1 protein-coding gene and 2 pseudogenes are annotated in these 15405 nt (G+C 77.4%); all 3 read right to left on the reverse strand.

The window, feature by feature from the left end; all coding sequences use genetic code 11:
• Nucleotides 1-195 precede the first annotated feature (195 nt).
• Nucleotides 196-1443, reverse strand: coding sequence for a class I SAM-dependent methyltransferase (locus tag C8E97_RS21440; RefSeq protein WP_121007306.1), 1248 nt, complete (start codon nt 1441-1443; stop codon nt 196-198).
• A 105-nt stretch (nt 1444-1548) separates the two neighbouring features.
• Nucleotides 1549-9324, reverse strand: a pseudogene (locus tag C8E97_RS36200) (SDR family NAD(P)-dependent oxidoreductase); the annotation flags it as partial.
• A 26-nt stretch (nt 9325-9350) separates the two neighbouring features.
• A pseudogene (locus tag C8E97_RS36565) lies at nt 9351-15383 on the reverse strand (SDR family NAD(P)-dependent oxidoreductase); the annotation flags it as partial.
• Nucleotides 15384-15405: the final 22 nt, after the last annotated feature.

Here is a 15405-nt window from a genome sequence, read left to right on the forward strand (position 1 = left end):
AGAACGATCGACACCACCGGGCCGCAACGCGTCACCCTTTTGTCGGATATGGTTGCGCCCGCGTCACCCTTTTGACGTATGGCGGTCGTGACACCACCCCTTTCGACGGGTGCGACCGAGAAAGGGCATGACATCCGTGCGATTCGCCGCAATTCGGACGCGTGCGGCGGGATCGACCCCCGGAGGGTGCGCCCGTCAGCCGAGCCCGTCGCGCAGCGGCTCACGAGCCCACCTGGGCCAACCGTTCTCACCATTGGTTCCTTTGGTGACGAAAACGATGTTGTGATAGAATGTCAGGCTCGTCACGTGGCGTGCGGCGTACGATGAGGAATGCTCGGGATCATTCGCCCACTCGCGGTGGTTCAGCTCGTCGACGAGGCTCTTGAAGAATCCCGCTGCGGTCGACGGCGAGGCGCGGTCGACGGGATCGCCGCCGTAAGCGGGCCAGTACGAGGTTTGCAGATCCTCGACCACGTAGAGCCCCTCCTCGCGGACGTGCGGGAACAGTGCACCGAATGAGGTGAGCACGTGCTCGTTGCGGTGGCTGCCGTCGTCGATGACGATGTCGAACGGCCCGTGCTCGGCGGCGATCGCGGCGAGGGTGGCGGCATCGCCCTGATCTCCGCGCAGCGTCCGGACGCGCGCGGTGTCCAGACCGCGCTTGTCGTGGACGTCCAAGCCGAATACCAGACCCCGCCGGAAGTACTGCTCCCACATGCGCAGCGAGGCCCCGCCCGAGTCCGGGTCCGCATAGCCGCCGATGCCGATCTCCAGCACGCGCACCGGCTGCTCGCGGAACGGCCGGAAGTGGCGGTCGTAGTGCCGGGCGTACCAGTGGTGGTGCCCCCACTTGTCGGAGCCGAACCGGACGGCCAGGTCCTCCAGCGACGTGCCGGTGGGCGCGACCGCGGCGCGCAGGGCGTGCGCCGCGGCGGCCACCGCGCGGACCCGCGCGTCGAAGTCCCCGGCCACCGCCGCGGCGGGCAGCTCGCCGGCGCGGACGCGGTCCACCCCGGCCCTGACCTCGTCGACCCAGCGCGGGTCGAAGTCCCAGCCGTGGGCGGCCCGCGGGTCCAGGTTGCCGTACAGCAGGGCGGCCAGCTCGACGACGTCCCAGGCCACCTCGGCGTCGGCGACCTCGGCCGCCGGACCGGGCCGCACGCCCGCCGGGCCGAACCGCAGCACCTCCCCGACCCGCTCCTCGCCGTGGTGCAGCGACACGCGCAGGCGGGTCCCGTCGGCGGGCGGGGTGACGCGGCGCAGCCGGTCGCGGATCTCACCGAGCAGCACCTCCGCGCAGGCACGGGCGCCGCGGGTCCGCAGGACGCCGTCGAGCGCGCGACCGCCCGCGGCCGCGGCCGCGATCAGCTCCTCGGCGAGGGCCCAGCGCCCGACCGCGTCCCCCGTGGTGCGATCACCGATGTCGTCGCTGGCTCCGGTCATCCGCGCGCTCCGTCCGGTCGGTGTGCCGCCGCCGCCCGACCCTAGGCGCGTTCGCTCGAAGCTCGTTCGAGCCGCTCAGGCCAGCGCCCCGGCGAGGTAGCGGGCCAGCGCCGCCGGCGTCGGGTGGTCGAACACGACGCCTGCCGACAGCTCCAGCCCGGTGATCGTGGCGATGCGGTTGCGGAACTCCACCGCGGCCAACGAGTCGAACCCCAGCTCGGTGAAGTCGCGGTCCATGTCCACCGCCGCGGCGTCGCCGTGGCCCAGCGCCTCGGCGAGCTGGGCGCGCACCACGTCCGCCCAGCGCGGGTCCCGCCGGTCGGGCGGCTCCTGGACCCGCGCCCCGTCCCGCGTCGCCCGTCCCCCCGAATCGTCCGGTCGCCCCGGAACGGGATCGTCGGGCCAGAACCGGCGGCGGCGGAACGCGTAGGTCGGCAGGGCGACCCGCCCGCCGCCACCGCAGGCTCCCGCCCAGTCGACGTCGACGCCGGCGGCGTGCAACCGCGCGAGGGCGGCGAAGGCGCTGTCCGCCTCGTCCCGGTCCGGCCGGCACAGCGGGACGAGCAGGGCGTCGGCACCCGCGCTCGCCGCGGCGAGCGCGCTCAACGTCGCGTCCGGGCCGACCTCCACGAACCGCGTCACCCCGGCGGCCCGCGCGGCGTCCACCGCGTCGGCGAACCGCACCGGCTCGCGCACCTGGCGCGCCCAGTGCTCCGGTCCGAGCTCCCCGGCCCCGGCGACCGCCGACACGACCGGCAGCAGCGGCTCCCGGTGCACGGCCTTCCGCGCCTCGGCGGCGAGGCCGTCGAGCACGGGTGCCATCATCCGCGAGTGGAAGGCGTGCGCGACCCGCAGCCACCGGGTCCGCACCCCGCCTTCGCGCAGCCGGTCCGCCAGCGCTTCGACACCCGGTCGCGGGCCCGAGACGACCACCGAGGCCGGACCGTTGACGGCCGCGAGGTCGACGTCGGGGGTGAGCCACCCGCGGACCTCGGCCTCGCCGGCCCGGACGGCGAGCATGGCGCCCGGACCGGGCGCCGCGGCCATGAGCGCTCCCCTGGCCGCGACCAGCGCGCAGGCGTCGGGCAGCGAGAGCACCCCGGCCACGTGCGCGGCGGTGAGCTCGCCGAGCGAGTGCCCGAGGACCACGTCCGGCAGCACGCCCCAGGAGGCGAGCAGCCGGACCATCGCGACCTCGACGGCGAACAGCGCGGGCTGGGCGTACCGCGTGTCGGCCAGCGCTTCGGCGTCGTCGAGCACGGCAGTCAGCGGGCGATCCAGCTCGAAGGTGGACGCCACCTCGGCGAGCGCGTCGGCGAAGACGCCGAACCGGGCGGCGAGCCCCCGGCCCATCCGCGCGCGCTGGGCGCCCTGGCCGGCGAACAGGAACGCGATCCGGCCCTCACCCGCGGTCCCGGACACGACGTTCGCGGCGGCTTCGCCCTCGGCCACCGCCGCCAGGCCGTCGAGCAGCGCGCCCCGGTCACGGCCGAGCACGACCGCCCGCGAGCCCCAGTGGGTGCGCGCGGTGGCGAGGGTGAACCCGACGTCCGCGGGCGCGAGGCCGGGCCGGGCGTCGAGGTGGTCGAGCAGGAGCCCGGCCTGGGCGCGCAGCGCGCCGGCGTCGGGTCCGGACACCGGCCACGCGAACGGCGGCGGCGCGAGGGGCGGCGGGGCGGTCGCGGCCGGGGCGGGCGCCTGCTCCAGGACGACGTGGGCGTTGGTCCCGCCGATCCCGAAGGACGAGACGCCCGCCCGGCGCGGCCGACCGGTGTCCGGCCACGGCCGCGCCTCGCGCAGCACGTCCACCGCACCCCGGTCCCAGTCCACCCCGGTCGACCGGGCGGCGGCGTGCAGGGTCTTCGGCAGCAGGCCGTGGCGCATCGCCTGCACCGCCTTGATCACCCCGGCGACACCGGCCGCCGCCTGGGTGTGGCCGAGGTTCGACTTGACCGAGCCGAGCCACAGCGGTTCCCCCGGCCGGTCGCGGCCGTAGGTCTCCATCAGCGCGCCGATCTCGATCGGGTCGCCGAGCGCGGTGCCCGTGCCGTGGCCCTCGACCACGTCGACGTCGCGGGCGGACAGCCCGGCGTCGGCGAGCGCCTCGCGGATCACCCGCTGCTGCGCCGGGCCGCTGGGCGCGGTGAGGCCGTTCGACGCGCCGTCGGAGTTCACCGCGCTGCCGCGCACCACCGCCAGCACCTCGTGGCCGAGGCGGCGCGCGTCGGAGAGGCGTTCGACCAGGACCAGTCCCACGCCCTCGGCCCAGCCGGTGCCGTCCGCGCCCGCGCCGAAGGACTTGCAGCGGCCGTCCGCCGCCAGGCCGCCCTGGCGGGCGAACTCGGTGAACGTGCCCGGCGTGGCCATCACCGTCACCCCGCCCGCCAACGCCAGCGAGCACTCGCCCGACCGCACCGACCGCACGGCCCAGTGCAGGGCGACCAGCGACGACGAGCAGGCCGTGTCGAGCGTGACCGCGGGGCCCTCGAAGCCGAGCGCGTAGGCGACCCGACCGGAGGCGACGCTGCCCGCGGTGCCGGTGGCGACCAGGCCGTCGAGCCCTGGCACCGCGGCCAAGCGGGGCGCGTAGTCGTGGTACATGACCCCGAGGAAGACACCGGTGGCGCTGCCGCGCAGCGCGCGCGGCGGGATCCCGGCGTTCTCCAGGGTCTCCCAGGCGGTTTCGAGCACGAGCCGCTGTTGCGGGTCCATGGCGAGCGCCTCGTGCGCGCCGATGCCGAAGAAGGCGGCATCGAACAGGGCCGCGTCGGCGAGGAAGCCGCCGGCGCGGGCGTGATCGGCCGGCCAGCCGCGATCCGCGGGCGGTGGGCCGATCGCGTCGCGCCCCTCGGCGACGAAGTCCCACAGCGCCTCCGGTCCGGTGACGCCGCCGGGGTACCGGCAGCCCATGCCGACGATGACGACCGGGTCCTCCTCCGCCGCGCACGCCGCCCGCGCGTCGGGCGCGGGGACACCGGGGGCTGCGGGCGCGGGGACATCGGGCACGGGGGCCGCATGCACCGGGGCGGCCGGCGCAGGGCCATCGGACGCGGGGGCGGCGGGCACAGGGGCGGCGGGCACCGGGGCGGCGGGGGCGGCGCCGGCGGTGAGCCGGTCCGCCAGGGCCCTCGGCGTCGGGTGGTCGAACACGAGCGTCGAGGGGAGCCGCACGCCGGTCGCGGCGACGAGCCGGTTGCGCAGCTCGACACCGGTCAACGAGTCGAACCCGAGGTCGGCGAAGGCGGCATCGGGTCCGATCGCGACCGCCGAGGCGTGCCCCAGCACGGCCGCCGCGTGCTCGCGGACCAGGGCCAAGGCCGCGTCGGGGCCCGTCCGTCCGGTGGGCGGGGCGGTCGGCGCGGGTCCGGGCAGGCGCGGTGTTCCCCGGACCGGCACGACGACCGGGTCCGGGAGACCGAGCGCGCCGTCGAAGGCGGCGAGACCGGTGGCCGCGGTGAACGGCAGCATCCCGGCGCGTGCGAACCGGCGGCGGTCGGCCGCGCCGAGCGCGGTCGTCATCCCGACCTCCCACGGGCCCCAGCACAGGGAGAGCGCGGGCAGGCGGAGGGCGTGCCGGTGCTCGGCGAGGCCGTCGAGGAAGGCGTTGGCGGCCGCGTAGGCGCCTTGGCCGGGCGCGCCGAGCACGCTGGCGGCCGAGGAGAACAGCACGAACGCCTCGACGTCCGGCAGCAGCTCGTGCAGGTGCAGCGCGCCGAGCGCCTTGGCCGCGAACACCTCCCGGACCCGCCGGGGCGTGAGCGCCTCCAGCAGGTCGTCGCCCGCGGCGCCGGCGGCGTGGACGACCGAGCGGACCTCCCGACCCCGCAGGGCCGCGGCGAGCGCGTCGCGGTCGCCGACGTCGCAGGCGAGGGCCTCGGCGCGCGCGCCGGCGGCGGTCAGCTCGGCCACCAGCGCGGTCGCGGCGGCCGGGCCGCGACGGCTGAGCAGCAGGAGGTCGCGGACGCCGTGGCGGTGCACGAGGTGCCGGGCCACCAGCGCGCCGAGGCCGCCGGTCCCGCCCGTGATCAGGACCGGTCCCCGCAGCACCGCGGCCGGGCCGGGCGCGGCGCGCACCAGCCCCGGTACCGCGAGGCGGCCCTCGCGGACCGCGGCCTCGGGCGCGCCGGACGCCGCCAGCGCCGGCAGCACGTCCGCGACCTCGGCGTCGCCGGGGTCGAGCAGCGCGAACCGGCCGGGGTGCTCGGCCTGCGCCGACCGCACGAGCCCGCGGACCGCGGCGGACGACGGCGTGCCGTCGGTGACCACGACGAGCTTGGCGTGCCCGGTGCGCTCGTCGGCGAGCCAGCCGCGCAGCACCTCGACCACCCCGGTGGTCACGGCCTCGGGCTCGCCCGGCGGCACGCGGTGCACGACCCAGTCCGGCGCCGCGCCGGTGTCTGGCAGGCGGTCGGCCCAGCGCACCGGGTGCGCCTCGGCCGGCGCGACCGGGGTCCAGCGGACGCGGCTCAGCGACGTCGCGACCGGTGGCCGCAGCACGAGCGAGCCCACCTCCAGCAGCGGGCGGCCGGCGGCGTCCTCGGCCCGCAGCGACACGGCGTCCCCGGCGCGGCGGGTGACGCGGATGCGCGCCGAGCCGGGCGACCCACCGGCCCAGCGCACGTCGGAGAAGCTGAACGGCAGCAGTGGCCCGTCGCCGAGACCGGCCAGCGCGGCGGCCTGGGCCATCGCGTCGAGCAGCACGGGGTGCACCGCGACCGGCCCGACGTCCGGGAGCGCGACCTCGGCGAAGACCTCGCCGTCGCGCCGCCGGACCGCGGTCAGGGCGCGGAAGGCGGGGCCGTGCGCGAAGCCGAGCCCGGCGAGGCGGTCGTAGACGTGCCCGGTGTCCACCGGCTCCGCGTCCTCCGGCCAGGGCGTCCCGCCGGTCGGCTCGGCGGGACCCGCGAGGACGGTGCCGGTGGCGTGCTCGGTCCAGCCGTCGTCGCCGCGCGAGCGCACGACCACCGAGCGGGCGCCGTCCTCGCCCGGACCCGACAGCACGACCTGCACCGCCGCGCCGGACTCCGGCAGGACCAGCGGCGCGTGCAGGGTCAGCTCGCCGATCGGCCCCGCGCCGGCCGCGTGCGCGACCAGGTCGACGACCGCGGCGCCCGGCACGACGGTCTCCCCGCCGACCACGTGGTCGGCCAGCCACGGCTGCTCGGCGACGTCCAGCCGGCCGGCGAGCAGCCGGCCGCCACCCGGCAACCCGGTCGCCGCGCGGAGCACGGCGTGCCCGGCGCCGGTGAGCCCGGCCGCGACGGGGTCGGCGCGCCGGGGTGCGGGCAGCCAGTGGCGCACCCGCTCGAACGGGTAGGTCGGCAGCTCGACCGGCGCGCCGGCCGGGACGACTCGCGGCCAGTCGACGGCGGCGCCGCTCGCGAACAGCTCGCCGACACCGCGCAGCAGCGCGGCGTCCTCGTCGTCCGCGCGGCCCAGGGCGACCGCCGCGACGTGCCCACCGACCGCGTCCACGACCAGCGGGGTCAGCACCGCGCCGGGGCCCACCTCGGCGAAGCGGGTCGCGCCCGCGCGGTGGGCCGTCGCGACCGCGTCGGCGAACCGGACCGGCTCGCGCACCTGGCGGACCCAGTACGCCGCGCCGAAGTCCTCGTCCAGCTCGCCCGTCACCGCGGAGACGAGCGGGACCGCCGGCTCCGCGTAGGTGAGCGCGGCGGCGACCTCGGCGAACTCGGCGAGCACCGGTTCCACGAGCCGGGAGTGGAAGGCGTGCGCGACCGGCAGCCGCTTGGTGCGGGCGCCCCGCGCCGCCAGCGCCGCCTCCGCCTCGGCGAGGTCGTCGAGCGGTCCGGACAGCACGACGGAGGTCGGGCCGTTGACCGCGGCCAGGTCCAGGCCCAGGTCACCCGACAGGCCGCGGACCTCGTGCTCGGCGGCGGCGACCGCGAGCATCCCGCCGCCCGCCGGCAGCGCGGCCATGAGCCGCCCGCGGGCCGCGACGAGCGCCGCCGCGTCGGCCAGCGACAGCACCCCGGCGACGTGCGCGGCGGCGAGCTCACCGACCGAGTGCCCGATCAGGAACCCCGGTCGCACGCCCCAGGACTCCAGCAGCCGGGCGAGCGCGACCTCGACGGCGAACAAGCCGGCCTGGACCGCGTCCGTGCCCCCGCCGGCGACGTGCCGGTACCGCTCGCTCCCGCCGAGCGCCGCGCGCGCCTCGTCGAAGGCCCGCGCGAACACCGGGAACGCCCGGTGCAGCACCTGCCCCATGCCGGCGCGCTCCGCGCCCTGCCCGGGGAACACGAACGCCAGGTCACCCGGCGCGGCCTCCGACGGGGCGATCCCGCCCTCGGCCACCGCGCGCAGGTCGCGCAGGAGGCGGTCGCGGTCCGCGCCGAGCAGGACCACCCGGTGCGGCAGCGGCGCGCGGCGCGCGAGCGCGGCGCCGACGTCCGCGGCGGAGACCTCCGGCCGGGCCTCCACCGCGGCGAGGACCCGCCGGGCGTGGACCCGCACGGCGGTCGGGGTCTTCGCCGAGAGCACCCACGGCACGGGCCCGGCGGCCCGCGCCGGTGGCGCGTCCGGTTCGGGTGCCTGCTCCAGCACGACGTGGGCGTTGGTGCCCGAGATCCCGAACGACGACACCGCGGCGCGGCGCGGTCGCCCGGCGCCCGGCCACGGCACGGCCTCGGTGGCGAGGGTGACCGCGCCCGCGTCCCAGTCGACGTGGGGCGAGCGCTCGGCGGCGTGCAGCGTGCGCGGCACGACGCCGTGCCGCAGCGCCTGCACCAGCTTGATCACGCCGCCGATGCCGGCCGCGGCCTGGGCGTGGCCCAGGTTGGACTTGAGCGAACCCAGCCACAGCGGCCGGTCCCGGCCCTGGCCGTAGGTCGCCTGGAGGGCCGCGGCCTCGACGGGGTCGCCCAGCACCGTGCCGGTGCCGTGCCCCTCGACGACGTCGACGTCGCCCGCCGACAGCCCCGCGTCGGCCAGCGCGGCGCGGATCACGCGCTGCTGCGCCAGGCCGTTGGGCGCGGTCAGGCCGTTGGACGCGCCGTCGGAGTTGACCGCGCTGCCGCGGACCAGCGCCAGCACCCGGTGGCCGTGGCGCAGCGCGTCGGAGAGCCGTTCCAGGACGACCAGCCCGACGCCCTCGGCCCAGCCGGTGCCGTCCGCGCCCGCGCCGAAGGACTTGCAGCGGCCGTCCGGGGACAGCCCGCCCTGGCGGGCGAACTCGGTGAACATGCCGGGGTTGGCCATCACCGCCGCGCCCCCGGCGAGCGCGAGCGCGCACTCCCGGCGGCGCAGCGACGCCGCGGCCCAGTGCAGGGCGACCAGGGACGACGAGCAGGCCGTGTCGACAGTGACGGCCGGGCCCTCGAACCCGAAGGTGTAGGCGATCCGCCCGGAGGCCACGCTCGTCGTCGTCCCGGTGAGCACGTGCCCGGACGTGCCGGGGCCCGCCTCGTCGAGCCGCGGCCCGTACCCCTGGGCGGCGACGCCCGCGAACACCCCGGTGGGGGAGCCCTTGAGCGCGGGCATGGCGAGGCCGGCGTGCTCGACCGCCTCCCAGGCGACCTCCAGCAGCAGCCGCTGCTGCGGGTCCATCGCGACCGCCTCGCGCGGGCTGATGCCGAAGAACGCGGCGTCGAACACGGCCGCGTCGGCGAGGAACCCGCCGCGCACCGGCGGCAGGCCGGCCACGTCCCAGCCGCGGTCCGCCGGCGCGGGCCCCACCGCGTCACGGCCCTCGGCGACGAGGTCCCACAGCGCGTCCGGGCCGTGCGCGCCGCCGGGGAAGCGGCACCCCATCCCGATGACCGCGATCGGCTCGCGCTCCCGCGCCGCGCGCAGCAGCCGCCGGGTCTCGCGCAGCTCCGCCGTCGCCCGCCGCAGGTACTCCCGCAGCTCGTCTTCGGTCGCCATGCGTCTGCCTCCCGCGGCGCTCAGGAACCGTCGAACTCGGCGTCGAGGACGTCGAACAGCTCTTCGTCGGTGGCCGCCGCGAGGTCGGCGTCCGGGTCCACGCTGCCGCGCCCGGCTCGAACAGCGGTCCACCGGCGCACCAGCCCGGCCAGCCGGGCGGCGACCTCGTCGTGGGCCTCGGCGCCACCGGCCTCGGCGAGGAGGCGTTCCACGCGGTCGAGCTCGGCCAGCAGCGACGGGCCGGTCGCGCCGCCCGCCTCGGCGAGCAGGTGCGCGGCCAGGGCGGACGCGGTGGGGTGGTCGTAGATCGCGGTGACCGGCAGACGCAGCCCGGTGGCGGCGGCCAGCCGGTTGCGCAGCTCGACCGCGGTGAGCGAGTCGAGGCCGAGTTCCCGGAGCGGGGTCGAGGGGTCGAGGGAGGCGGGGTCGGCGTGGCCCAGCGCGGCGGCGAGGTGGGCGCGGACGACGTCGAGCACGGCGCTTTCCCGCCGTGCCGGTGGCAGGCCGGCGAGGCGGTCGGCGAGGGAGCCGGCGGGCGCCGGCGCGGAGGTGCGGGCGGGTGCCACGAGGTCGTGCCAGATCGGCGGGGTGGCCGGGGCGCGCAGCGCGGCGCGGTCCAGCCGGGCGAGGACGGTGTGCGGTCGGTCGTGGCGCAGCGCGGCGTCGAACAGCTCCAGCCCCTGCTCCACCGTCAACGGCACCATCCCCGCCTGCCGCATCCGCCCCAGATCCCGACCACCCAACCCCGCCGCCATCCCCCCACCCGACCACGGACCCCACGACAACGACGTCCCCACCAACCCCCGCGACCGACGAAACTCCGCCAACCCGTCCAAAAACCCATTAGCCGCCGCATACACACCCTGCCCCGCCGACCCCACCACACCCGCCGCCGACGAAAACAACACAAACGCATCCAAATCCACACCCTCGGTCAAACAATGCAAATTCCACGCACCACCCACCTTCGCCCGGAACACCCGATCCACCACCCCCTCCGACACACCACCCACCACCCCGTCCTCCAACACACCCGCCGCATGCACCACACCCCGCACCACACGACCCTCCAACACCCCCGCCAACGCACCCCGATCCCCCACATCACACGACACCACCACCACCCGCGCCCCCAACCCCCGCAACTCCTCCGCACACCCCACAACACCCGAACGCGACACCAACACCAACGACCGCACCCCATGCACCACAACCAAATGACGAGCCACCGCCGAACCCAACGCACCCGACGCACCCGTCACCACCACCCACCCCACCCCCGACCACGGCGAACCCACCCGCAACACCACCTTGCCGGTGTGCCTGCCCTCGGCGAGGTGGCGGAACGCCTCCCGGACCCGGCCCAGCCCCCAGGAGCGGGTCGGCAGCGGGCGGTACACGCCGTTCTCGACGGCGGCGACGACCTCGGAGATCAGCTCGCGCAACCGCTCGGTCCCGAGGTCGCCGATGTCGCGGACGCGGTAGTCCACCCCCGGGTACCGCGCCGCGACCTCCGCCGGATCACGCACATCACGCTTGCCCAACTCCACGAACCGACCACCCGGACGCACCAACCGCAACGACGCATCCACCAAACCACCCGACAACGAATTCACCACCACATCCACACCCCCCGAAAACACCCCCTCAAAACCCCCATCCCGCGACGACGCCACCCGCACCACACCCAAACCCCGCGCCACACCCCACTTCCCCCGCGACGCCGTACCCCACACCACACCCCCACCACCCCGCACCACCTGCACCACAGCCATCCCCACACCACCCGTCACCCCATGCACCACCACCACCTCCCCCACACCCACACCACCCACCGCCACCAACGCCGTCACAAACACCACCAACACACCCGCACCCACCACAAAGGACCACCCCGCCGGCAAGGGGTGCACCAGGGCGCGGTCCGCGACCGACGCCGGTCCCACACCGCCCTCGAACAACCCGAGGACGCGGTCGCCCGGCTCCAGGTCGGTGACGCCGGGCCCGACCTCGACCACGACCCCGGCGCCTTCGGCGCCGGGCAGCCCGGCGTCGGCGGGCACCAGGCCCAGGGCGACGAGGACATCGCGGAAGTTGATCCCCGCGGCGCGGACGTCCACGCGCACCTGACCCTCCCGCAGGGGGGTGATCTCCTCGGGCACCAGGGCCAGGCCGTCGAACGTCTCGTCGCCGCCCACCCTGGACCGCAGCCGCCACGCGCCCTCGCCGGGCGGGACGACCACGTCGGCCGAGGCGTCGTGGAGCCGGGGCACGCACAGGGTTTCGCCGTCCAGGGCCAGCTGCGGTTCGCCGGTCGCCACGGCCTCCGCCACCACACCCCCCGCATCCACCCCCACCGCCAAGTCCAACAACACGAACCGACCCGGATGCTCCACCTGCGCCGAACGCACCAGACCCCACACCGCCGCACCCGCCGGGTCGTCGCCGGTACGCACCCCGCGCGTCACGACGACGAGGCGGGCCTCGGGCCGCGGGTCGGCGAGCCGCTCCCGCAGGGCGGCGAGCACGCCCACGACCGCGGTCCGCGCGTCCGGGTCGGTCACCTCGTGGACGTCGGGTACCGGGGAGCCGCCCGCCGCGGCACGGGGGATCGCGCGCCAGGCGACGGCGAGGACGCTCCCCGCCGGGCCGAGCCGCCCGGCCGCGACCGGCCGCAGCACCAGGGAGTCCACCGCGAGCACCGGGCGTCCCGCGGAGTCCGCGGCGACCAGCGCGACGGTGTCCGGGCCGAGCCGGGTGACCCGCACGCGGGCCGCGGTGACGCCCACCGCCCACAACGAGACCCCGCTCCAGGCGAAGGGCAGCCACAGCCCCTCGCCGAACCCGAGCGCGGCGGCGGCGTGCACGACCGCGTCGAGCAGCGCCGGGTGGACGGCGAACCCGCCTGCCCCGCCGGCGGCCGACGGCAGCACGACCTCGCCGACGACCTCGTCGCCGCGGCGGGTGGCCGACGCCAGCCCGCGGAAGGCCGGGCCGTACCGGTAGCCGCGCGCGGCCAGTTCCGCGTAGACCTCCTCGGCGCCGGCGGGGTCGCCGGGAGCCGCGGGCGCGGGCTGCTCCGCCGGCGTCGCGGTCGCCGGGGTGGCGGTGCCCGTGGCGTGCGTGCGCCACGGCTCGTCCCGTTCGGTCCGCGCCCGCACGGTCACCGCGCGGGCGCCGCCGTCGCCCGGCGCGCCGAGCAGCACCTGCACGTCGTTCGCCGCGCCGGGCCGGATGCCCAGCGGCTCGGTCAGCGTCAACTCGGCGACGTGCCCGCAGCCGCTCGCCGCGCCGGCGTGCAGGATGAGCTCGACGATCCCGGCGCCGGGGTAGAGCGGCGCGCCGCCGACGACGTGGTCGGCCGGCCAGCCGTCGGCCGGGAGGCGGCCCGTGAAGACCAGCTCGCCGCCGGGCAGCTCGATCCCGCCGCCGAGGACGGGGTGCTCACCCGGTCCCGCGTCGGTCAGCCAGAACCGGTCACCGGCGAACGGGTAGGTCGGGAGGTCCGCGGGCGGGCGGCGCCGGCCGAAGACGGTCGTCCAGTCCACCGCGACGCCGTGCACGTGCGCCTCGGCCAGCGCCGCCGGGAACCGGTACCCCTCGTCGCGCCTGAGCGTGCCGAGCGCGACCGCGTCGGCGCCCGCCTCGTCGAACGACTCGCGCAGGCCGGGCACCAGCACCGGGTGCGGGCTCACCTCCAGGAAGCACCGCGGGCGTCCGTCGAGCAGGCTCCGGGTGGCCGCGGCGAACTCGACGGGCTCGCGCAGGTTCCGGTACCAGTACCGGGCGTCCAGCTCCGTGGTGTCCAGCGCCGCGCCGGACACCGTGGACACGAACGGCACCGCGGCGGCCCGCGGCGTGATCGGCGCGAGTCCGGCCAGCAGCTCGTCGCGAACCGCCGCCACCTGCGGCGAGTGGGAGGCGTAGTCGACCGCGACGAGCCGGGACCGCACGTCGCGCGCGGTCAGCTCGGCGTGCAGCGCGCCCAGGGCGGCCGGGTCACCGGAGAACACGACCGACCGCGGCCCGTTGACGGCGGCGACCGAGATCCGCTCGTCCGCGTGCCGGCGGGCCTCCTCGACCGGCAGTGCCGCGGACAGCATCGCGCCACCGCCGGCGAGCGCCGTCAGCAGCCGCGACCGCAGGGCGACCACCCTGGCCGCGTCGTCGAGGGACAGCGCCCCGGCGACGCACGCGGCGGCGATCTCGCCCTGGCTGTGGCCGACGACGGCGGCCGGTTCGACGCCGTGCGCGCGCCACACCGCCGCCAGCGACACCATCACGGCGAACAGCACCGGCTGCACCACGTCCACGCGCTCGGCCGCCGGCGCACCGGGTTCGCCGCGCAGGACCGCGGTGAGCGACCACCCGGTGTGCGGCACGAGGGCGCGTTCGCAGTCCCGGACGCGCTCGGCGAAGACCCGGCTGGCCGCCAGCAGGTCCAGCGCCATCCCCCGCCACTGCGCGCCCTGGCCGGGGAAGACGAAGACCACCTCGCGGGCGCGCGGGGCGTGCCCGGTGAGCACCTCCGCCGCGGGCGTGCCCTCGGCCAGCGCGGCCAGGCCCCGGAGCACGCCGGCGCGGTCGATCGCGACGACGGCGGCCCGGTGCGGGAACGCCGTCCGGGCGGTGGCCAGGGTGCGGCCGACGGCGGCGAGGTCGGGACCGGGGCGCAGCCGCTCCGCGAGCCGGGCGGCTTGGGCGCGCAGGTCCTCGGGGTTCCGGGCGGAGAGCAGGACCGGCGGGACCGCCGGTCCCGGTTCGGGGCCGTCGGCTTCCTCCTCCGGGGCCGCCTCCAGCACGACGTGCGCATTGGTGCCGCTGATGCCGAAGGAGGAGACCGCGACGCGGCGCGGGCGGCCGGTGTCCGGCCACGGCGTGCGCCGGGTGAGCAGCTCGACCGCGCCGGCCGACCAGTCGACGCGGGACGACGGCGCGTCCACGTGCAGCGTCCTGGGCAGGACACCGGCCCGGAGGGCGAGCACCGCCTTGAGCACGCCCGCCACCCCCGCCGCGCCCTGGGTGTGGCCGAGGTTCGACTTCAGCGAGCCGAGCCTGAGCGGTTCGACCCGGTCCCGGCCGTAGGTGGCCAGCAGGGCCTGCGCCTCGATCGGGTCGCCCAGCGTGGTGCCGGTGCCGTGCGCCTCGACCGCGTCGACGTCCGCGGGCGACAGCCCGGCGTCGGCGAGGGCGGCCCGGATCACGCGTTGCTGCGAGGGCCCGTTGGGCGCGGTCAGGCCGTTGGACGCGCCGTCGGAGTTGACCGCGCTGCCGCGGACCAGCGCCAGCACGGGGTGCCCGCGGCGGCGGGCGTCGGCGAGGCGTTCGAGGAGCACCAGCGCGACCCCCTCCGCCCAACCGGTGCCGTCGGCCGCGTCGGCGAACGCCTTGCAGCGGCCGTCCGGGGACAGCCCGCCCTGGCGCGCGAACTCCCGCAGGGTGCCGGGCGTGCCCATCACGGTCACGCCGCCGGCGAGGGCGAGCCCGCACTCCCCCGCGCGCAGCGACCGCACCGCGGTGTGCAGGGCGACCAGCGACGACGAGCACGCGGTGTCGACGGTGATCGCCGGCCCCTCGAAACCGAACGCGTAGGCGACGCGGCCGGAGACGACGCTGGTGGTCGTGCCGGTGAGCACGTGGCCGGCCACCTCGTCGGGCGCGCGGTGCTGGCACGGGCCGTAGTGCTGGTGGGTGGCCCCGATGAAGACGCCGGTGCGGGAACCCTTCAGCGCGCCGGGCACGATCCCCGCCCGCTCCAGGGTTTCCCAGGCGACCTCCAGGGTGAGGCGCTGCTGCGGGTCGGCGGCGAGGGCCTCGCGCGGGCTCAGGCCGAAGAAGGCGGCGTCGAAGCGGGCGGCGTCGTGCAGGAACCCGCCGGCGCGCACGGGCAGGTCGTCGGTGCGCCAGCCGCGGTCCCCCGGCAGCGGCGTGATGGCGTCGCGCTCCTCGACGAGCAGTCGCCACAGGCCGTCGGGGTCGGTGACGCCGCCGGGCAGCCGACAACCCATCGCCACGACGGCGATCGGCTCGCGGTCGGCGGCCCCGCCGGCGGCGAGGCGGGCGTTCTCGTCGCGC

Source organism: Saccharothrix australiensis (assembly GCF_003634935.1).
Lineage (GTDB): Bacteria > Actinomycetota > Actinomycetes > Mycobacteriales > Pseudonocardiaceae > Actinosynnema > Actinosynnema australiense.

Excerpts from the sequence above, each read along its gene's own strand:
- C8E97_RS21440 (WP_121007306.1), bottom strand. The coding sequence starts at position 1,443 with ATGACCGGAGCCAGCGACGACATCGGTGATCGCACCACGGGGGACGCG.